The sequence below is a fragment of the Pedobacter sp. JCM 36344 genome (genome assembly GCF_046546555.1).
In the GTDB taxonomy this organism is placed as follows: domain Bacteria; phylum Bacteroidota; class Bacteroidia; order Sphingobacteriales; family Sphingobacteriaceae; genus Pedobacter.
This window is the reverse complement of the sequence record NZ_JBKHKK010000020.1, coordinates 21,067-42,488: the sequence shown is the minus strand read 5'-3', so window position 1 is coordinate 42,488 and position 21,422 is coordinate 21,067. Positions and strand designations below refer to the sequence as shown.

The 21,422-nt window shown below is 37.1% G+C and carries 18 protein-coding genes; 3 read left to right on the top strand and 15 right to left on the bottom strand.

Going from position 1 to position 21,422, the window contains the following annotated elements; all coding sequences use genetic code 11:
* The 6 genes from ACHFIZ_RS16685 to rpsA all read right to left on the bottom strand — a co-directional run bounded on the left by ACHFIZ_RS16685 (window position 1) and on the right by rpsA (window position 9,650).
* Entirely contained in the window at window positions 1-1,074 is a 1,074-nt protein-coding gene (locus ACHFIZ_RS16685; protein ID WP_410887903.1) for a hypothetical protein, read from the bottom strand.
* 53 nt (window positions 1,075-1,127) lie between these two features.
* Window positions 1,128-2,831 carry a hypothetical protein gene (locus tag ACHFIZ_RS16680; RefSeq protein WP_410887901.1) on the bottom strand — a complete coding sequence of 568 codons (1,704 nt, stop codon included), beginning with the start codon at window positions 2,829-2,831 and terminating at the stop codon, window positions 1,128-1,130.
* 9 nt (window positions 2,832-2,840) lie between these two features.
* The gene (locus ACHFIZ_RS16675) at window positions 2,841-5,858 is read right to left on the bottom strand and encodes a tetratricopeptide repeat protein (protein WP_410887899.1); all 3,018 of its coding nucleotides are present in this window, start codon (window positions 5,856-5,858) and stop codon (window positions 2,841-2,843) included.
* Window positions 5,859-5,981: 123 nt separating this feature from the next.
* Window positions 5,982-6,914, bottom strand: a complete 933-nt coding sequence (locus ACHFIZ_RS16670; RefSeq protein WP_410887897.1) for an aspartate carbamoyltransferase catalytic subunit — start codon at window positions 6,912-6,914, stop codon at window positions 5,982-5,984.
* Between the two features lies 1 nt (window position 6,915).
* The gene (gene pyrR, locus ACHFIZ_RS16665) at window positions 6,916-7,464 is read right to left on the bottom strand and encodes a bifunctional pyr operon transcriptional regulator/uracil phosphoribosyltransferase PyrR (protein WP_410887895.1); all 549 of its coding nucleotides are present in this window, start codon (window positions 7,462-7,464) and stop codon (window positions 6,916-6,918) included.
* A gap of 251 nt (window positions 7,465-7,715) precedes the next feature.
* On the bottom strand, window positions 7,716-9,650 hold the full coding sequence (gene rpsA, locus ACHFIZ_RS16660; RefSeq protein WP_410887919.1) for a 30S ribosomal protein S1: 1,935 nt from the start codon (window positions 9,648-9,650) through the stop codon (window positions 7,716-7,718).
* Between the two features lie 254 nt (window positions 9,651-9,904).
* On the opposite strand from rpsA, the gene ACHFIZ_RS16655 reads away from it, so the two are divergent.
* Window positions 9,905-10,759, top strand: a complete 855-nt coding sequence (locus tag ACHFIZ_RS16655; RefSeq protein WP_410887893.1) for an RNA polymerase sigma factor RpoD/SigA — start codon at window positions 9,905-9,907, stop codon at window positions 10,757-10,759.
* A 65-nt stretch (window positions 10,760-10,824) separates the two neighbouring features.
* On the opposite strand, the gene ACHFIZ_RS16650 is transcribed toward ACHFIZ_RS16655, so the two are convergent.
* The 4 genes from ACHFIZ_RS16650 to cmk form a co-directional block, all read right to left on the bottom strand.
* Entirely contained in the window at window positions 10,825-10,989 is a 165-nt protein-coding gene (locus ACHFIZ_RS16650) for a hypothetical protein (RefSeq protein WP_410887891.1), read from the bottom strand.
* A 76-nt stretch (window positions 10,990-11,065) separates the two neighbouring features.
* Window positions 11,066-12,379, bottom strand: a complete 1,314-nt coding sequence (locus ACHFIZ_RS16645; protein ID WP_410887889.1) for a sensor histidine kinase — start codon at window positions 12,377-12,379, stop codon at window positions 11,066-11,068.
* Window positions 12,380-12,383: 4 nt separating this feature from the next.
* Complete coding sequence (locus ACHFIZ_RS16640; protein WP_410887887.1) at window positions 12,384-13,061, bottom strand: response regulator transcription factor; 678 nt, start codon at window positions 13,059-13,061, stop codon at window positions 12,384-12,386.
* 171 nt (window positions 13,062-13,232) lie between these two features.
* Window positions 13,233-13,913, bottom strand: a complete 681-nt coding sequence (gene cmk, locus ACHFIZ_RS16635; protein ID WP_410887885.1) for a (d)CMP kinase — start codon at window positions 13,911-13,913, stop codon at window positions 13,233-13,235.
* A 32-nt stretch (window positions 13,914-13,945) separates the two neighbouring features.
* Here cmk and ACHFIZ_RS16630 point away from each other — a divergent pair, with 32 nt between their 5' ends.
* Window positions 13,946-14,359 (top strand): peptide chain release factor-like protein, encoded by a 414-nt coding sequence (locus ACHFIZ_RS16630; RefSeq protein WP_410887883.1) that lies wholly within the window; start codon window positions 13,946-13,948, stop codon window positions 14,357-14,359.
* 3 nt (window positions 14,360-14,362) lie between these two features.
* Here ACHFIZ_RS16630 and ACHFIZ_RS16625 read toward each other — a convergent pair whose 3' ends face one another.
* From ACHFIZ_RS16625 to lon, 3 genes are read right to left on the bottom strand one after another with little or no spacing between them, the layout of a single operon-like run.
* The gene (locus ACHFIZ_RS16625; RefSeq protein ID WP_410887881.1) at window positions 14,363-15,316 is read right to left on the bottom strand and encodes a lipid A deacylase LpxR family protein; all 954 of its coding nucleotides are present in this window, start codon (window positions 15,314-15,316) and stop codon (window positions 14,363-14,365) included.
* Between the two features lie 2 nt (window positions 15,317-15,318).
* Window positions 15,319-15,813 carry a hypothetical protein gene (locus ACHFIZ_RS16620; protein ID WP_410887879.1) on the bottom strand — a complete coding sequence of 165 codons (495 nt, stop codon included), beginning with the start codon at window positions 15,811-15,813 and terminating at the stop codon, window positions 15,319-15,321.
* Window positions 15,814-15,855: 42 nt separating this feature from the next.
* Window positions 15,856-18,327 carry an endopeptidase La gene (gene lon, locus ACHFIZ_RS16615; RefSeq protein ID WP_410887877.1) on the bottom strand — a complete coding sequence of 824 codons (2,472 nt, stop codon included), beginning with the start codon at window positions 18,325-18,327 and terminating at the stop codon, window positions 15,856-15,858.
* 316 nt (window positions 18,328-18,643) lie between these two features.
* On the opposite strand from lon, the gene ACHFIZ_RS16610 reads away from it, so the two are divergent.
* Window positions 18,644-19,273: a tetratricopeptide repeat protein gene (locus tag ACHFIZ_RS16610; RefSeq protein ID WP_410887875.1), complete on the top strand. Its 630-nt coding sequence runs from the start codon at window positions 18,644-18,646 to the stop codon at window positions 19,271-19,273.
* On the opposite strand, the gene ACHFIZ_RS16605 is transcribed toward ACHFIZ_RS16610, so the two are convergent.
* Together ACHFIZ_RS16605 and gpmI are read right to left on the bottom strand one after the other, a co-directional pair.
* Window positions 19,274-19,807 carry a hypothetical protein gene (locus tag ACHFIZ_RS16605; RefSeq protein ID WP_410887873.1) on the bottom strand — a complete coding sequence of 178 codons (534 nt, stop codon included), beginning with the start codon at window positions 19,805-19,807 and terminating at the stop codon, window positions 19,274-19,276.
* Window positions 19,807-21,327, bottom strand: coding sequence for a 2,3-bisphosphoglycerate-independent phosphoglycerate mutase (gene gpmI / locus ACHFIZ_RS16600; protein ID WP_410887917.1), 1,521 nt, complete (start codon window positions 21,325-21,327; stop codon window positions 19,807-19,809). Before gpmI ends, ACHFIZ_RS16605 begins: the two co-directional genes overlap by 1 nt.
* Window positions 21,328-21,422 lie beyond the last annotated feature (95 nt).

Genomic DNA, 21,422 nt, shown 5'->3' with positions numbered 1-21,422 from the left:
TTATATAGGTTTGTATGTGTGTTTATTCTGGAAAATGTATAAGTCTTTATTCTTTAGTTTTTTAATGAGCCACTTGCGGCCTTCTCTGGCGCTTTCTTCATCGCCGAAAGTGGCAATGCTCATTTTGATCCTTTTTTTTCCAGGCATAGAGGGTACGGGCTTCGCTGTAAAGCCTTTCGACTTCATATCCTCTATGTACCAACTGACCTCTTTCCTTGTCAAAGAAGCCCCGATAATTTCCCATGTAGTCGTGTCCTGTGATATCTTTGAATCTTGACTTGCTGTCCGTAGTATTTTGGAAGTACTATCTATACTTTTTGCTGTATTCAAGATTGAATTTGGATCAGAAGTTAACGATGTGTCGATATTAATAGGTAAAACAGGAGAAATTATTGCAGCTTTTACTACAGTTGGTAAAGGTGAGACATTCTTTATCCCAAACAAGCTGGGCTTTAGGAAATAGGCAGCGACAGTACCAATAGCCAATACAACTATAATCACTATTAAAGCTTTTATCCATAAAGGACCGGTAGATGTTGCGTGTTCCTGAGAATGACTCAAAGCATTGATTGTGGACAGACTCGATCCTTCTCTGTCAAAATGCCATATGTTGGCTGTGCCTGCATCAGATTTAAGCTCCGTTATTGTGATTTGTTGATTTTCGCTAAACTCGTCCTCCCTTATCACGGGAAGGCCATAAAATTCGAAGCCGAGATTAACCTCACTTTGTTCTTCTAATGTTAAATTATCATCAGCATATTTGAGCTTTCCCATAGAATCCAGATCAGCTGCATTAGAGATAGCAATTTGCCTATTGATATCATCAACAAAAAGACCAATGTAATATTGAGCAGACTCCGTAGAGATATCTGTAATACCAGAGATATATTTACTAAGGATTACTTTCTCTTTAATTTCTACGCTAAAGCTTAAACTGTATCTTGGAGGTACGAATAGATGGTTTTCAACATCATACCGTCCCGGTATTTTCTTTTTTAAAAACGTACCAAGGCCCTCAATTCCAACTTCCTTGTGAGTTCTTAGTAAATCTGTCAGGTGTGATAAGATATCCATTTTTGTAAAAATAAATTTAAATTCCGTATCAACCAACTATTAATAAAAAACCATTAGAATGAATAACTTATACCTCCAAATACATTTAGGCCTATGGTTTCGTAATACAAATATCGACTATAAGATGAGTTCAATAGGTTGTTAACTTTTGCAAATGCAGAAAATTTATTGTTGATTTTATAATTTGCACCCGCCCCAAGATCGACAAATCCTTTTATTGTAACGACACGTTCCTGAGTAGGGTCTGGAATAAAGTAAGGATTTGCCGGCGCTGAGTTATATACTTTTGCTTTGCTATCGTCTTGTATCAATATTGAACCGGTCAATGTAAGCTCCTTGGTAACATTGAACCACAAATCAGAACTTATCCTTAGCAGAGGTTTGAACCAACTCTGGGTTTCTGAAGCAGGACTGTAATCGTCGAAATTAACCTTACCTGTCCACTTTAGCGCGTCACTAACTTGAACGGAAAGTTCCCCTTCTAGCCCAATTAATTTCATTGAACCAAAATCGTAAATAACATCAAACTTGTTGAATTGATTAAAGTTATTTACAAACAACGGCATATCTTCAATTTTTTTGTGATAGAAGCGAGCCTTATAGCCGAAGCCTGGCCCACCAGTTCCTTTAATACCACCACTGATACTCAATTTTTCAATTGTATTTCTGATATTGATGTTACTGTTTAGAAATGGATTCTCATCAGTAAACTGCTTCAAGGAATTTCTATTCACGTCTCCTTTAACCTCTCCAAAAATCTGTAAATAGTCAGGTATCAATGTAAAATCCGCGGTCACTGCAGGGAAAATACGCGTTGAAGAAAATGCTCCAAATTCTTGGATGAAATTTATTCCGGCATTAATCTTTACACCATTGGCCTGCAACCTTATGTACGGGTTTAGTTTGAAGAGATTGTTGCCAACCGAAGTTGATGAATCTTTTGTGCTACCAAATTCAGCCGATGAAGAGAGCCCTAGATTGAAACTACTAATTCTCTTGTTTAGATAGCCATTTAAAACTATCGAATTTTCAGTTGCGTTGTATTTATCACTCCACACATAGCCATTAACTTTAGCCGCGTAACTTAATGCGTCTGGGTCATCAGTGAACCTGTTCACAATTTCAGCCTCTGCTTCTACAAAATTTAAAACTTGTTTTTGTGGATTGGGATTGAATGTTGGGTTGTTTTTGTCAAGCCCGTAAAAATATAGTCCATTACGTTGGAAGTTTATGCGGCCGTTTAAGGTATACATATCACCGGTTGTTCTTCCAAATGCTCCCAATTTCTGTTGATCCGATTGTTGTTTATTTAATTTTCCAGACTGGCTGAAATGCTGAAAAAATGCGCCAGCTTGCAAACCAGGATCGTCACCTATGTTAATGTAAGCTTCTCCAAAAATAGTTTTTGCACTTCCGAACCCACCCTTAACATAGTTATTTATAAATTCATGCTGTTTTTCATCTGCCACTTGTTGAGCCTGTAATTTATTAATATCAGAGTTTAATTCAAGCTTACGATCAGTAAGACTGTAATTAAACTTTGCCTTATAAGTCTTAACATCGTTCAAATCAGGGCTACGTCTAAGTTTCACAGCTTCTGCGAGTATTGGTTTGTAAGGCCTTACGACCTCTATTTCTTCTGTAACAGCTTTTTCCTCAGTTTTCTTTTCCGTTGTTTTCGTGTCCTGAGCTTTCAAGTCGAAAGAAACGGCCGCTAATAATAAAACAGTTGTATATATTATTCTAGTCAATTTCATGTTGATCTTCTATTTGATTTTTTGCAATTTTTCTTTAGCTATTGGAACGATGTCGTCCTTTCCGTCATAGTTATCAATAATACTTAGTAGTGTACTCTTAGCTTGTAAATTGTCCTTGAGCGCTACATAGTTGTCTGATAACAAAATGAATGACATAGCTACCCAATAATCGTAGGATGGCATATTATTTATAAGATCAAAACAAGTTTTGGTAGAGGTTTTATAATCTTTTTTAGCATACTGTACCGCGGCAAGGTTATATTTCGCTTCCGCTGCAGCTACCGTTTTAGTGCTATTAACTACGTTATTAAAAGCCTTAACTGCCATTGCTGTATCTGCTTTGAGTAAATAGGCTTTACCAGCATACAGGTCGGCACTGTTTTTCTCTTCTTCAGAGCCTTTTTCAGACTCTTTAATCAATTTTACGTACTTAACAATATCGTCAGGCATGTTTAAAGCATCATATGCTCTTAATAAATTATTTAGTGCAAAGCTGTAATGAACTTTATAATCTGCAGTTGTTTCTAGTCTCTTAAGATAAACGATGGCTTCGTTATATTTTTTTTGATCAAGGAACAGTTTCGATATACCAACTAAGGATCTTTCAGTATAGTCGCTCGTCCAATCATTGAGAATGTACTCATAGTCAGGAATTGCTTCTAAAGGTCTACCGAGCTGAACTAAAGATTCTGCTCTAACAAACTTTGCCTCTTTATTGTGAATCGCCTTGGGGAATTTGTCAAAATAAGCATTTACCGCTTCGAAAGCGCCTTTAAAATCGCCTTTTAAGTACCTGTTGTTAGTTGCTTGGAATACAATGTTGTCTTGCTCTGCAACTGAATAGTTTCCAATTGGCGTTGAGTTTGCGTACGTAATGAAACCTTCGGAATCACCTCTATCCACATAAATATTCTTGATGGATTCAAGTGACTGCTTTGCCTCCTCGGTGCTTGCATATTCTCTAATGACCTTTTTGAATGATTCTAATGCTTCGTCATCTTTGTCTTGGTTGTACTGAACTAAACCAATTGTCACCAAAGCTCTAGGTACATAACTGCTGTTCGGATACTTACTTACTAAAGTGATCAGGTCTGACTTAGACTTATCAAAATCGCCTTTATTAAAATATGTATAGGCAGTTTCAAATCCTGCGTCATCAGCATAATTTGAATTTGCGAATTTTTTCAACAAATCCTCCATAGTGGCGATTTTTGCATCGTTCTGATTTTCCAATCCCTGAATCATACCGCGTTGAAAAAGTGCATAATCCTCACCAGTTGATCCATTTAAAATAATCTTATTGTAATTAGTCAGCGCATTGCCATAGCTTTTACTAACAAAGTAGGAATCGGCTAACCTGACAATTGCATCGTTTATTGTTTTCTGATCTCTATCATTACCGTTTAGGAACTTTTCAAAGTAATTTGCTGCTTTGCTATACTTTTCATCCTCAAAAGCGGAGTAGGCCAGGGCATAGTTAGCAAAGTTGTAAACACCCGTTTTTTTAGCCCCTGGCATATCCAGGAAAGTCTCAAAATGACTGACAGCTTCTCCAAACTTTCTCAATTCGTAGGATGCTTCAGCTTTCCAATAAGTATTTAAAGCCAAAATTTCGGCATCTTCAGGAAACTTATCCGATCTAAGAAACATGGATAATGCATTTGGAAATGCGCGTTCGTTATAGAACTCTAATCCTCTGAAGTAAGTTACCTTTTGGTAAGCCTCCTTCGCTTCGGCTGATTTATTCTGTATAGGTTCAAGAATATCAATAGCTGCCTGGTAATTTTTACTTGTCAATAAGATCTCGCCAAGTAAAGTTTTGGTCTCATTGATTTTACTTGAGGTAGGAAACTGTTTTAAAAAATTTTGCGTCGCTTCTAAGGCTTGCTGATTAAAATCCAGTTCGTAACTTAATCTGGCGTAGTTTATCCATGACTCTTCCTGTACAATCTTATCGAAGTCCAATCTTGATGCTCTGAAGAAAGCGCTCCTTGCTCTCTCCTTACTCTTCAGCTCAATGAATGAGCGCCCGAGAGTATACATTCCACTTTGTAAATAGACATCATCAGTATTTAGCTTTTCCAAAACGTTAATAGATTGAGTATATTTTTTCAATTGGAAAAGAGAATAACCATATTGATAGGTAAACAGGTTATTTTGAGTGTTTGACTTATCCTTTTGATAAAATTCAGCAAAATATTTTTCTGCATTTTGATAATCAGATTTAGCAAAGTACGAAGCGGCGATCAGACTCAACATCTCAGCTTCGTACTGCTGTTTTGAAGTTTTTAGAATTGGAATAGCGTAACTCAGAACATCGTCGTACCTCTCATCCAGATAATACATTGATGTAATGTAATAAGGATAGCTTGACTCATAGGTTGGCGACCCTTTTAACTTTTCAAAATTACTAAGCGCGGTTTTATACTCTTTGTTAAGGTAATTAATATAGGCGAAGTAGTATGTGGCACTTTCTTGGAATTGGGAATCGTCTTTTTTCACAGCTTCAAAAAGAGGTTCTGCTTTCTCTATATTTTTGAGGTTAAAATACGAATAACCCTGTTTAAATTGATATTCTAGCCGTTGCTTTGCAGAAAGAGAGGATGGATCGGTTTTTTCGAACCATTCTAAAGCCTTCTGATAATTCTTTTGGCCAAAATATGATTTGCCAACATGAAAATATGCCAATTTGGTGTTGGAGTTTAAAGGGTATTCTTTTATAAAGTTTTGAAATAGGCTTTCAGCGTCACTATTTCCAAGTTCTAACGCACATACTGCAGTATAAAACTTTGCATTTTCTTTTAATAGGGAAAGTTCAGCGTTGCTTTCTTGTTGTGCGCCGGGTTTTTCGCGTATGCTTTCAACTAGTCTAAATTGTTGTGCTGCAGCAACATATTTCTCGTTGTGCAAAAGCTCTAATCCGACTTGATAATTTTTATTAAGGGTTACTAACTTGCTGCTCTGCGCGTACGTAGCCGTAAAGCCGCTTGCTAATAACAGCGGAATAAAAAAGATTTTTTTCTGCATTTTGATTTCAAATATGGTTGGTACTAATATAAAAATACTATTATGTCTTATTAACAGAAGAAATTAACATCTGTTGATAACAAAGAGTTAAACGAAAAGAAAATAGAAATGTTATAGAAAAGATTAATCCCTTTGGGAAGCGAGAAGATATAAAACAGCCATTCTTACAGCCACTCCGTTCTCAACTTGTTCAAGAATAATGGATTGTTTACTGTCCGCTACATCACTCGTAATTTCAACCCCTCTGTTTATCGGACCTGGATGCATGATAATAATTTCCTTATCTAAGCTGTCAAGAATTTGCTTATTAAGTCCATACATCATTGCATATTCTCTTAATGATGGAAAGTATTTAATATCTTGTCGTTCCAATTGGATCCTGAGCATATTTGCGACATCGCACCAATTTAATGCTTTCATAAGATTATGTTCGACTTTGACTCCTAAGGATTCGATATGTTTAGGAATTAAAGTTGTAGGTCCACAAACCATAACTTCAGCACCGAGTTTTTGAAGGCAAAGGATATTTGAAATTGCCACTCTTGAATGAAGGATATCTCCAACAATTACGACTTTCTTTCCGGCTACATTACCAAATTTCTGACGTATTGAGTAAGCATCCAATAAAGCTTGAGTTGGGTGCTCGTGCGCTCCATCTCCAGCATTAACAATTTGCGCGTCTATATGCTTACTTAGAAAAACGCCAGCACCGGCATAAGGATGACGCATCACAACCATATCAACCTTCATTGCAAGTATGTTGTTAACCGTGTCAACCAAGGTTTCTCCTTTACTTACAGAAGATGAGGAAGCTGCAAAATTTACTACATCTGCCGAAAGTCGTTTCTCAGCAAGTTCAAAGGAGAGCTTTGTGCGTGTTGAATTTTCGAAAAAAATGTTCGCAATTGTAATGTCTCTCAAAGAAGGAACCCGCTTTATGGGTCTGTTAATCACATTCTTAAAGTTATCAGCAGTCTCAAAAATCAATTCAATATCATTTCGGTTGATGTCTTTAATGCCCAAAAGATGTCGTGTTGATAGTTTTTCTACTGTCATATTATTTGTTTGTTTCTGAGATTAAAATCACCTTATCTTCTCCCTCTGTTTCCTTCCAACTAACTTTTACATGTTGTGAGTGTAGACTATCTACCTGTTGACCGATATAGTCTGGCTCAATAGGGAGCTGTCTCGAAAATCTCCTGTCAATTAAAATTAATAGTTCCACTTTAGCAGGTCGGCCATATGCTAGTAATGCGTCCATGGCAGATCTGATGGTTCTACCTGTCCAAAGTACATCGTCAATGAGAATCACATTTTTTCCTTCAATAATAAAATCGATCGTATTGCTACTAGCAGAAACTAGCCCGTCCTTACGCCTAAAATCGTCTCTAAAAAAAGTGATGTCTAAATTTCCCTTCTTGATTGTTTGATTTTCGATGATAGCCGAAAGCTCTTGCTGAACCCTGTCAGCAAAAAAACTACCTCTTGGCTGGATACCAATTAAAACAGTATTAGAAAAGTCATTGTGATTCTCAATTAATTGGTGACAAAGTCTCTTAATTGTGATTTGGAATTTTTGTCCGTCTAGCAGAGTTCTTTTTTGCATTGACTAATGATTAGGCAAATATAAAAAATGGAAATGAATTATTGGCACTTGTTTCTATATTTTATGTTTATAAAACCCTGCGTTCTTAGCTAATTTATCGGTCTGTTTTTGAACAAGGCAAAGTCTTTCTTGGGTTTAAAAGTTCAAAATGCCTCACTAAAGCCTCAATGATTCTTTTTTGAAAATTCAGTAAACTTATAAACAAAAAAGCCCCTCAACTTGAGGGGCTTTCTAATATATTGAATTAAAGATTAGCTTTTCTTAGCTTTGCTTTCTTCACCTTCCATTTGTTGTTTTAATTGTGCGAGCACCCCTAAGTCACCTAATGTAGATTTTTCAACAGAATCTTTAACTTTCTTCACTGCATTACTTGAAGCTTTAGCTTCTTTTTTCTTGCTAGCTCTTTCTTCGGCAACTGCTTCAGCTTTGGCTTCTTCCCATATACGAGCATGAGACACAACGATACGTTTAGCATCTTTGTTGAATTCAATGATTTTGAAGTCATTGGTTTCTTCAGCTTTGATAGTGGAACCATCTTCTTTAGTCATATGTTTAGTTGGTACAAAACCTTCTACACCGTATGGTAAAGCAATAACAGCACCTTTATCGGTAACTTTAACAACTGTACCCTGGTGGATTGAATCTAACGTAAAGATAGTCTCAAAAGTATCCCAAGGGTTTTCCTCAAGTTGTTTGTGCCCTAAGCTTAATTTACGGCTTTCAACATCTAATTCAAGAACAACAACATCTAATCTTTCACCAACCTTAGTGAATTCATTAGGATGGTTTACTTTTTTAGACCACGATAAATCAGAGATGTGAATCAATCCATCAATACCTTCTTCGATTTCAACAAATACACCGAAGTTAGTCATGTTTTTGACCACTGCAGTATGCTTACTTCCAATAGGATATCTTTCTGCCACATTTTGCCAAGGATCCTGAGTTAATTGTTTGATACCCAAGCTCATTTTGCGCTCGTCTCTATCTAAGGTCAAAACTTCGGCTTCAATCTCATCACTAACTTTCAAGAATTCCTGCGGACTACGTAGATTTTGTGACCATGACATTTCTGAAACGTGGATCAAACCTTCAACACCTGGGATGATTTCTAAGAAAGCACCATAATCAGCAACAGTAACAATTTTACCTTTTACTTTAGACCCAATCGCAAGGTTAGTATCTAAAGATTCCCACGGGTGAGGAGTCAATTGTTTTAAGCCTAAAGCAATACGTTTTTTCTCATCATCGAAATCAAGGACAACAACGTTGATTTTCTCGTCTAAGCTCAAAACTTCTTTCGGATGCTCTATGCGGCCCCAAGAAATATCAGTGATGTGAAGTAAACCGTCAACACCTCCCAAATCAATGAATACACCGAAATCAGTAATGTTTTTAACCGTTCCTTCCAATATTTGACCTTTTTCTAGTTTAGATACGATTTCAACTTTTTGGCTTTCCAAGTCATCCTCAATAAGGATTTTGTGAGATACAACAACGTTTTTGAATTCGTGGTTAATCTTAACGACTTTGAATTCCATTGTTTTACCCACATATACATCGTAATCGCGGATAGGTTTAATGTCAATTTGAGAACCTGGTAAGAACGCCTCAACACCCATGATGTCAACAATAAGACCACCTTTCGTACGGCTTTTTACAAATCCGTTGATGATTCTATCATTATCAAGGGCTTCGTTAATAGTCTCCCATGATCTCTGAGTTTTGGCTCTTTTACGAGATAAAATCAATTGGCCGTTAGCATCTTCAGGAGCTTCCACGAAAACGTCAACTGTGTCACCAACTTTTAAATCAGGGGTATCGCGAAACTCTGATGTAGAGACTAAACCGTCAGATTTAAATCCAACATTTAATACTACGTCTTTGTTGTTTATTGAAACAACAATACCGCTAATAATTTCACCTTGAGTGATTTGATTGAAAGTATCGGTATACATATCTTCAAACTTTTTACGGTCTTCATCACTGTAATTTCCGAATGCTTTGTCGTCCGCATCCCAGTCAAAATCTTGATCTGGAGTCGCTAATGACGATTTGATCTGCTCGATAGACACTGAATCAGCTTCAGATTCAATCGTTTCTTTCTCAACCAGACGAGCGTCTGCGCCTTGTAGTTCGGCTGTTTTTGCCTCTAGTTCTTTTTCTGCTACTTGTTTTTTAGCCATTAAAATTAAATCTCCTTTGTTCCCGTTAGGGACAGCAAAGATAGAAATTAATATTTTTAATCGGAAGATTTTTTTGAAATCTTCTTGATATTGAACCAATTGTCTCAGGATGGAAGATACTAGCTGCTATAGTTTCAATTTACACCAAATATTCTTCTGTGTAAAGCGCAATTATCGACGGAAAGCGTCGAAGATTTCAAAAATGAAGGAACTGTCAGTTGTGTTTATAGATTTGCCATCCAACAAATAACCAAATGAAAAAAATAAAGATTACGGAGTCCATCACATCAAGAGATGAATCACTTACGAAATTCTTGAGGTCGACTAGCAAGTATCCTTTATTAACTATGGAAGAGGAGGTAATTCTCTCGCAAAAAGCGAAGCAGGGAGACATGAAAGCTAGAGACAAGATTGTATTATCCAACGCTCGATTTTTGGTATCAATAGCCAAAAAATATCAGTACACAGGATTGCCTTTGATGGACCTAATATCTGAAGGACAGTTTGGCTTGATAGATGCTGTCAACCGATTTGATGAAACAAAAGGATTTAAGTTAATTTCATTTGCAGTCTGGCACATCCGGCAACATATACACAAGTTCATATACGCTCAACAAAAGATGATTCGGCTTCCCGCTAATCAATTAATCATAGGATCGAGAGTGAACCGTCTAACACAGCAGTTGGAACAAATCCTAGAGCGTTCTCCTACTCAGACCGAACTGATGGAATCCTCGGACCTAACAATTGCTCAAATTAAAGATAGCGTCACAAATCCAAGTACTGTTCTATCAATTGATAAGATTACCAATCCTGACAGCGGAGGTCGACTAATGGATGTTCTTGAGAATAAGAACACACCTAAAGCCGATTACAATCTGGAGCTGGAATCTAATCAAATCAATCTTGATAGGTTGTTTAAGATTCTTCCATTAAGGCAAATGAAAATTGTTCAGCATTTTTTCGGAACTAATGGATTTAGCCACCTTACTCTAGAAGAGATTGCAGAAACAGTTGGATTAAGTAAAGAGCGAACACGGCAAATAAAGGATGATGGTATGAAACGCCTTTCCGCCGCCGTTAAAATTACAGGGGTACTACGAAGCTAGTAGAAACATATGCTAAAAGACCGTCTGTAGACAACAGACGGTCTATGCCAAAGTGTGAAAAATGACTACTTAATAGCTTTCTTTTTCTCGACAGCCTTTGGTGTAATAGTTGACCCTTTCTTGTGAGATTTTTCTTTTTTCATTACCGGTTTAGTTTTTGTTGCAGGAGTCTGTGCAAAGGCACCAAACGTTGTAGCAAATAGTGCTAAGGCTAAAATTGTTCTTTTCATTTTCTTAATTTACTAGTGGTTAATTGTTGAATCAAAGTTGCGAACCAAACATGAAGAAATGATGAAGAATGAATTTTTAAGTTATAAAGGAAAGAAAGAGCTTTGTCCCCACATCTTTCTGCGAACTGATAGAAAGATTTATATTATGAAAAAGTGCGATACTCTTAACAATGGACAAGCCGAGGCCGTGACTGTCTTTCTGTATTGAGTCAAAATTCTCAAATCTGTTGAAGGCATTCTTTAATGTTTCCGCTTCCATACCAATTCCTGTATCCGTAATAGTGACAGTAAAGCCACTCTTATTGCGTTTGGCTTCTACCACAATTTCGCCGTCGTTTACATTGTATTTTATAGCATTATTGATAATATTCATGACCAACGTATGAAATAGTGATTGGTTACCATAAAATGTAAAGTCTTCATCGATCTTAGTGATAAAAGTAAGTCGCATCATTAATAGTCTGTATTCCAGATCCTCTTGCACTCCACTAATAGTTTCTCTAACAGATATAATGTCTTTTTTTACGAATTGATTATTTTCAACTTTTGATATAAGTAATAGACTATTGATTATGGACTTCAGTCGCCCTAATGTTCTCAAACAGGCGAACAGTTTGTTTTCACCTTCCTCGCTTAGCGTTTCCTTGTCAAGTATGTTTTCTAACCGGCTGTTTAAAATGGAAATCGGAGTTAGTAACTCATGCGAAACATTACCTATAAATTCTTTTTCAGTTACCAGCAGACTTGTCATTTTCTTCATTAGCGCACTGATACTCTGGTCAAGAATCTTGAAATCCTGCGTGCTGGTTGCTATTGGGTGATAATTGAAGTTTTGTGGATCATTAACTTTATTAATTTTTTGATCAACGATTTTATAGAATGGATTTAGTAAGAATTTGGTAAACGTTAAATCAGCTAAAAGTGTAAGTGCCACCGCAATTACCAAAATAAAAAAGGTGTAAATAGATATGGTTTCATCGAGTTGAGATACTGAAGACATTGTTTCGCCCAGTTCCAACTGATAGTGATTGCCACCATATATAAATGTTGTTACTAATATTTGATAATCTTCTTCATGACCTTCAATACTTCGCGAGTCTGCAATAAAGTATGCAGACTGGCTAACTTTTGCTGGTTCAACCTGCTGAAGAATTATATATTCTTCCTTCAACATATTATAGTCGGTATAAGTTCCTCGCTTTGTTAACAAGTCATTAATCTCAACATTAGAAAGATTAGAAACTAATTTATCTTTTTTTTGTAGTAGCCGTTGTTGGATATGCCTGATCGAGATCCGATTAATAGAAAACAAGATTGCAACTCCAAGAATCGTTATAACAGCCACCTTTGTCAAGGTATTGTATAAGGCTAGCTTTACCTGGAGTTTCATTAGTTTACAGCTTGATTCGGTAACCTATGCTTCTTACCGTTTCGAACCATTCGATTGTTGCATGAATTGAAAGTTTTTTTCGAAGATTTTTGACGTGCACATCCACAAAATTCGAATCTGAATTTATTTCCAAAATGTCACCCCAAACATGTTCAGTAAGATTATTTCTCGAGATCACGCGATTCTTATTTAAAACAAGATAGTTGAATATTTCAAATTCTTTATTAGTAAGATTAAGATCGTGTTCACCAAAGCTCACTTTGTGACTTTTGATGTCTAATACAAATCCCTTGACCTCTACCTCATTGTTAACAAGCTTATGTCTTCTACGAGTGATGGCATGTATTCTTGCTAATAATTCTATCAAGGAAAACGGCTTGGGTAAATAGTCATCCGCTCCCGCCTCAAGCCCCTTTACTCTATCATCCACATCTCCTCTCGCTGTTAGAATTATAACTGCATCATCCCGCTCTAAGTTGCTTTTTAACTGGGCTAGTAATTCTAGTCCGTCCCCACCTGGCAGGCTAAGGTCTAGCAAAATGAAATCATAACTATTGACAAAAATCTTTTCCTCGGCTGATTTTTTTTGCCAGGCGTGCTCAATTACATACCCTTCCTTTCCTAAAAATTCAGCCATTTCTAAAGCCAATGTCTTTTCATCCTCAACAATTAATATCTTCATAAAGATGGATTTTCAATCATAATGGAGCCCTCTAAAAAGTTGGCAAATCAAAAAATTTCACCGCATAATTATGAAAAAGCAGCTCTTCTAAATTAAATCTAGCAACGGTCGGTTGTGACGTTTGACTTGTAATTCCTAATGTACCTAGAATTTGCAAAAAATGAAAACGCTTTAGTCTTTTAGATGTACACTAACCTCAGTCATTGCGAAGGCCAGTTGCTCAGTCGGGCTTAAGTCCGTATTGTCTAAAATGATGGCATCATCTGCTCTAACTAGTGGGCTAACGAGCCTAGTGGTATCCGCATAATCCCTGTGTGCAAGGTTTTCAAATACATCTTCTAAAGAGGTTTCGAGGTCTCCTTTGCTTTGTACCTCCTTAAATCGCCTTTCTGCTCTTATCTTTGGGTCAGCGGTCATAAATAGTTTAACCTGTGCATCCCTAAAAACGGTGGTTCCTATGTCACGTCCGTCCATTACGATATTTTTAGATTTTCCCATTCTCTGTTGTTGCTTAACCATTTCTTTACGAACCAGTTTGTTTGCAGAAACATAGCTTACGCTTTCGGACACCGGCATCTGGCGAATTTCTTCAGAAACTTCCTCACCATTCAACGTGATATGAGACTCATAATCTCGAGAATGGAAATTTAGCTCGATGTGGTGTATGGCATCATTCACTTGTTCTTCATTCTGAACGTCAATGTTGTTTCTTAAAAAATAAAGTGTAACAGCCCGGTACATCGCACCTGAATCTATATAAATAAAGTCAAGTTGTTTTGCAAGAGCCTTTGCTAAGGTACTTTTTCCACAAGATGAATATCCGTCAATCGCTATTACCAGGTTCTTTCTCATATAAACCAAAGATAAAAGTTTATTTTTACGAAATGTTACCGGATAGAGAAGATATAATCAAGTCAGTAATTTTTAAAACATCAAGAAGCGGAGGAAAGGGCGGACAAAACGTCAACAAGGTTTCCAGCAAGGTTGAGCTCGTGTTACACATTCCATCGGCTCCGTTTTTTAATGACCAGGAGAAAAGCCTTTTACTTGAGAAACTGTCTACAAGACTGGATACCGAAAACAACCTTCATGTAGTTTCTCAAGAAGACAGGAGTCAGTTACTAAACAAAGAAAGGTGTATTGTAAAAATGATTTTCTTGCTGAAATCTGCCTTGAAATTGAAGAAAAAACGTATGGTAACCAAGACTCCAAAATCTGTAATCAGAAAACGCCTTGAGAATAAATCTATTGTTTCTGACAAAAAGGGTTTAAGAAAGAAGCCGCAAATAGATAGCTAACGATTAGTTGAACCTATAATACATGCTGATCGCACCCCATTGATGTGCTCTCGCACTACTCTCAATTTCTTTTGTTTTAAAGATCACGCCAAAATCAACAGTAAAGCGCTGTGAACTATAATTAAATCCTATTTGTTGGGCAAAAACAATAGGCTTCGCGTCAAAAGTAATAGGACTATTGTTTTTAAATATGCTGCCCTGCACAGTGGCGTCGTAGGCAACAAAATTCAATTGCGGCTTAGCGTAGAAAAAAATCTCGCTAGGAACAAGTCCTTTAGTCTTGACGTTATTTCCAATAGATGCGTTTAGATAAGAGGAATTAAAGAGTTGATTGATACTACCTGCCCTGAACAATATCCCTGCACCTGCTCCGCTAAATGTTGTCCCGGCGTTTGCGTAGCCTTCGAAAGAGATGTCTGCTGCATTGTCTACCAAACGATGAATCAATTTAGTGTACAGAACTGACAGATTGATTGCAACCTCATCTCTAATTTGATATTCCCAGCCGGCAAGCTCATAAAAACCTACAGTGTTGTGTAACAACTCCTGACCATCTTCTGCAAGAGAACTAGGGCCTACGGTGCCAATCTCCGCTGATACCTTTAAAACACTTTCGTCCAACTTAAACCAGCTAAGACCTCCCCCTGCATACAGATACCCGGCGAACGGTCTATCTTGGGTTGCAGGATTGGGCGCGTAACCAGAAATCGGATTGTAAATTTTCTGACCTACAGAAATTTCATAGATCTTTTTTTCTATGCCAGCTTTTAATTTCGCCTGATCCACAGCTCTTCTAAAGTTTATGAATATTCCATTGGTATAATAACGATCAGACCCTTGGGCTAGATAAGAATCATTTTCACTTTTAAATCCGAATTCACTCTTAAAATTTTGTGAATAAACATTGCCTGCGGCAAACAAGAGAAAGACGAAAATATTAAAAGTGTATCTTTTCATTTTTAGAACGTATAGCCTAGGCTAATACCACCAAAGTAAGGTATAAAATTATCTTTGTTAAATATAGGTGTGATCCCTGCTCTAAAAGAAAAACCACTATCAATCGGCTGAACTCTATAAGCAAAACTCATAGTGCCTAGAACGCCGTTAGAAGACCCATCTTCAAATAAAAAGTCATCGCCAAATTGAATATTAACGGTTGCTATCGTAGCACCCAATCCAATCTCAAAAAACTTATTTCCTTTTCCTAAAAGGTAGTTTAAAGACAAGGGAATAGTCGTTATCTTGTCTCCATTAACAGCGAAGTAGCCAATTCCAGCACGTCCGCCTAATCCATCCCTGCGGTTCCCAAAACGACTATCATAATTAGCAGTAAAAATTAGCCCTTGCCCGCCCAGTTCTATAAACACATTTTGGGCACGCTTTATTTCCTGCGCATTTAATTTAAGACAAGTCAAGCTTGACAGAATGCTTATAGCTAATAAAATTTTTTTCATTTAGAGAGTTTGTTGGTTCCTTCAATATTATGCAAAATAATTTTAGTTTGCAACTACACTTTGCTTGACGGTAAGGTCATGAGCGTTATTAACCTTATCTTTAGTCAGCGCCAGTTCAATTACTTCCTTCATCTCTGATACGTAATGAAAACGCAAGTCTTTGATGTAGCTTTCTTTGATCTCCAAAATGTCTTTTCTGTTGGATTTACAGAGGATAATATCTTTTATATCTGCACGTTTCGCCGCAAGTATTTTTTCTTTGATACCACCTACAGGAAGTACCTTACCTCTAAGCGTAATTTCGCCGGTCATTGCCAAATTGGATTTTACTTTGCGTTGAGTAAATGCCGAAGTTAATGCAGTTAGCATAGTAATACCAGCAGATGGCCCATCTTTAGGAGTAGCTCCAGCTGGGACATGAATATGTATATCACGCTGATCAAAAAGCAGATGATCGATACCAAATACCGCAGCGTGGGCACGCAAATAGGCAAGCGCAATAACCGCCGATTCTTTCATCACATCTCCAAGATTCCCAGTAAGCGTAAGTTTTCCTTTACCCGGACTTAAGCTTGCTTCGATAAATAAAATATCTCCACCAACAGAGGTCCATGCCAGCCCTGTAACCACACCTGCCACTTCATTTCCCTCATAAAGATCTTTGTCATATATTGGAGCACCTAAAATACGTTCAATATCGTCAATGGTAAGTATGGGTTCATAACTCTCCTCCATAGCTATTTTTGTAGCAACTCCCCGAACAAGAGACCCTATTTTCTTTTCTAATCCACGTACACCAGACTCTCTGGTATAATCTTCAATAACCTTTTCAATAAGGTTGTTTTTCAAGACAATGTCCTTAGTCTTTATGCCATGCTGTTCCTTCTGTTTAGGCAGAAGGAATTTTTTAGCAATTTCTATTTTCTCTTCAATAGTATATCCATTTACTTCAATAATCTCCATACGATCCAGTAATGCGGGTTGAATAGAACTCAAAGAATTTGCCGTAGCAACAAAAAGAACACTTGAAAGATCATAATCGGTTTCGACATAATGATCATTGAAAGCATTGTTCTGTTCAGGATCTAAAACTTCCAATAAAGCAGAAGATGGATCGCCACGTTGATCTGAGCCGACTTTGTCAATCTCATCAAGTACAAATACAGGATTAGCTGCTCCAGCTTTTTTAATAGACTGAATAATTCTTCCTGGCATTGCTCCGATATAAGTTTTTCTGTGGCCCCTGATTTCGGCTTCGTCTCTGATGCCGCCTAGTGCCATTCTTACGTATTTACGATTTAATGCCTTTGCGATTGACTTCCCTAAAGAGGTTTTACCAACTCCCGGAGGGCCCACTAAACAAATGATTGGCGCTTTCATATCTCGTTTCAGTTTTAAGACAGCCAAATATTCGATAATACGTTTTTTTACTTTCTCTAGCCCAAAGTGATCCTTATCAAGGATGCGTTGAGCACGCTTTAGGTCGAAATTATCTTTTGTGAAATCATCCCAAGGTAGATCCAGTAGTAATTCCAAATAATTAATCTGGAGGGAATAGTCCGGAGCAGCTGGATTCATTCGGCCAAGTTTATCTAGCTCTTTATTAAAATGCTCCTTCACATGTATAGCCCATTTTTTCTTACGGGATCGCAATTGTAGCGCCTCATATTCCAAATCAGATGAATTTCCGCCCAATTCTTCCTGGATAGTCTTCAACTGTTGATTCAAAAAATAATCACGCTGCTGCTTGTCAAGATCTGTGCGAACTTTTGATTGAATCTGATTCTTCAACTCCAGCATTTGTAATTCTAGCGTAAGCAATTCCATAACCATAGTTGCACGCTCACGCAAATTTGTCATTTCCAACATTTTCTGTTTGTCAGAAACGTCAGCATTCATGTTGGAAGATATAAAGTTGATAAGAAATGACGTACTTTCAATGTTTTTTAAAGCGATTCCAGCTTCGCTTGGAATATTGGGCGATAATTGTATGATTTGAGAAGACATCTCTTTTATAGATGCAATCAGTGCTTTAAATTCCTTGTCCGCCTTATTTTTAGATTCAGTAAATTTAATGATGCTCACCTTGATGTAGGGTTCAGACTGAACTTCCTCAATTAAGCGGAAACGTTGTTTACCCTGAATGATCACAGTAGTGTTCCCATCAGGCATTTGCAACATCTTTATAATGTGCGCAACTGTGCCCACATTATTTAACTGATCGAACGTGGGATCTTCAATAGATACATCCTTTTGTGAAACGACACCAATGATCTTGTTCCCTTTGTAAGCCTCCTTAATCAATTTTATCGACTTATCCCTTCCAACGGTGATTGGAATTACAACTCCTGGAAAAAGGACGGTATTTCTTAAAGGGAGTATTGGCAATATTTCAGGTGTATCCTCGTTATTCATTTCATCTTCGTCTTGTTGAGACATTAATGGAAAGAATTCTGTGTCTTCATTTATAATGGGTAGTGCGTTGCTAAAATCAAATTGATCTTGTTTGCTCATTAAGTATTTCTTTAAATTTTTAACGACAATCTGACAGCCGTCATTTCCTATATTACTATTTTAATATAGATTTATCATATTTTCAACTCCTGTGCCAAAATTGGTCTAACCTTTTTTTGTATGTTAAAAAGTCAGGTCAAAAATATTTATTCCAAACGAGATCATAATTTAACAAAGCTAGCGTTGATACAGAATAATTATACCGGTACGATAGTTGACTATTTGCATCTTTTCCGATAACTTAAAAATAGTTTCAACGATTATTAGGGTATAAGGGCAAAACTAAATATATTTATTTCTTATTAAGTAAAAATTAATGATCTATTTCAAACAGACCGCTTTATTATTTTTTGTTTTAATCACGGGGCAAACGATTGCTCAAACTGGTAATTATGATAAGCTTGGCTTCCAGGCCCTAATGATGAAAGGGGATTTTAAAGCTGCGGTTTCTCAACTAGAAAAAGCTGACGTCAAAGATCCCAATAATGCCAATGTTTTGAAAATGTTAGGGTATTCGTACTACCAGTCAGGTAATTTTGAAAATGCTGTATCTACCTACAGCAGATACATCGCGTTAAAGCCAGCGGATTATTCTGCTTATTATTATAGAGGGAAGGCACGTTTAAACGTTGCTAACGATCCACGTGAATCATTGAGTCAAATGAGAGATAATTTTTATTTGTCATCAGTTAAGGATTTTACCAAAGCAATTGAATTGAATGGTGAAGAAGATTCGCAGCTACTGCAAAATCGTGCGCTGGCCTACAAGGATTACGCAATCTATAAATCTTATAAGATTAAGAAAGCCGTTGACAAAACAGCTTGTATCGCCTTGTTCAATAACTCTGTAACAGATTTTCAAAAAATTCTAGTTCTTCAACCTCAACGTACAGATATCACCAGTTTGGTTTCCTATGTTAAAGCACAGATATCAAGCCTAAAATAACTATTTAAATTTCCCTTCGATCAGATAATTCTTTGTCGAAAGAAATTTGATATTTTGTTGCTTTTTCACGCGATATAAGCTATCAGCAACATAAATTAAGCTATCTACAGAGTCATATAGCATATTCTTGTTTTGTATAACAATTGATATCTTGTAAACCTGGCCCTTACGCAGCTTAACCGTTACTTCTCGAACTGTGACCTTGTCATTTTCGGATAAATAGGTTTCCATCGTATCCATTTTGGAGACTATAAAAAGTCCTTTCCAGGATGCCCGATTGATGTCCGCGTCACTAAAAGCACTTAATTCATGCTTCCAATCCTTAATCTTAATTGTTTTTGTTTCCAATATTCCATTCACTGCAACTGTTTTTTTAATTGAAGGTTTTAGCTTGGAAACCCTGGAAATTTCTGCTTCAAAGTATCCCTTGATATCGAAATACTCAGACTTTGAAATTTGTTCTTTATCTGTAGGTGATTTGCAACTACAGATAAGGAACAATAGTGTTAAGGGAAATAATGCATTTTTCCTCATTATACCAATACGTGCCCGGTCATTATTTCTGGAATGGTAATATCCATGATCGCTAAAATGGTAGGTGCAACGTCACCCAGCTTGCCATCTTTTATGAATTTATAATCGTTGTCAATCAATATACAAGGAACAAGATTAGTGGTGTGTGCAGTATTTGCTGAGCCATCATTATTTATCATAAACTCAGAGTTGCCGTGGTCAGCAAGAATGATAAATGAGTATCCGTTTTTTATTCCTGCCTCAACAACTTGTTTGGCGCAAGAATCAGCAGTTTCTACAGCTTTTACCACGGCAGCAAATACACCTGTGTGGCCAACCATATCAGGATTTGCAAAATTTAGGCAAACAAAATCAGGCCATCCCGCTTTTAATTCATTAACTATTGCTTCTGTAATTCCTGCAGCACTCATTTCAGGTTGAAGATCATAAGTAGCAACTTTTGGAGAAGGAATTAAGATTCGTTTCTCATCCTTAAATTCCTGTTCTCTACCTCCAGAAAAGAAGAAAGTCACATGGGGGTATTTTTCAGTTTCTGCAATACGAATCTGCTTCTTATTATTGACTTGAAGTACCTCACCTAAAGTTTGCGACAAATCGTCCTTCGTAAATACCACTTTTACCCCTTTAAAGCTCTCGTCATATGTTGTCATTGTCACATAGTAAAGTGGCAATTTGTGCATGTCGAAATCTAGATAGTCTGCCTGGCTTAAAGCTGAAGTAATTTCCCTTCCACGATCCGTACGGTAATTGAAACAAATTACTACATCATCGGGTCGAATGGTCGCAGTTGGCACTCCTTTAGCATCAGTCACGACAATTGGTTTAATAAACTCATCCGTAATGCCATCATGATAAGACTTCTCTATAGCTGCAATTGGATCCTCGACATGTTCACCAACACCTTTTGTAAGTAGGTCATATGCTAATTTCACCCTTTCCCATCTGCTATCACGATCCATTGCATAATATCTTCCAATCAAACTCGCAATTTTGCCAGTAGATGTTTCGAGGTGTTTATTCAGATCTTTTATAAAGTTTAAACCCGAATTCGGATCTGTATCTCGACCGTCTAAAAATGCATGTATAAATACATCTTTCAATCCCTGCTCACCAGCAGCGTCACATAGCGCTTTCAGATGCTCAATATGGGCATGAACTCCTCCATTGGAAACTAATCCGATAAAGTGTACTGCCTTTTTGTTTTGCTTAGCATATTTGAAAGCGGTTACAAGTACTTCGTTGTTATGAAGTGTCTTGTCGGCAATTGCCTTATTAATTCGTCCCAGTTCCTGATAAACAACGCGTCCAGCGCCAAGGTTCATATGTCCAACTTCAGAATTGCCCATCTGACCCACCGGTAAACCTACCGCTTCGCCAGATGCTTCAAGCTTTGAGTTTGGATATTGCGCTAAAAGGCTGTCAAAAAATGGAGTGTTTGCATGGTATGCAGCATCAGAGCTATCTTTTTTGCCATATCCCCAACCGTCAAGAATAAGCAGCACTACTTTTTTATTGTTCATTTGCATCTTAATAATTTCAATTGTGTTACAAAGATAGACTAATATGTTTTTTTTGCGAACCAATTTCCAGATAAACATCCCGAAAGATGGCATCA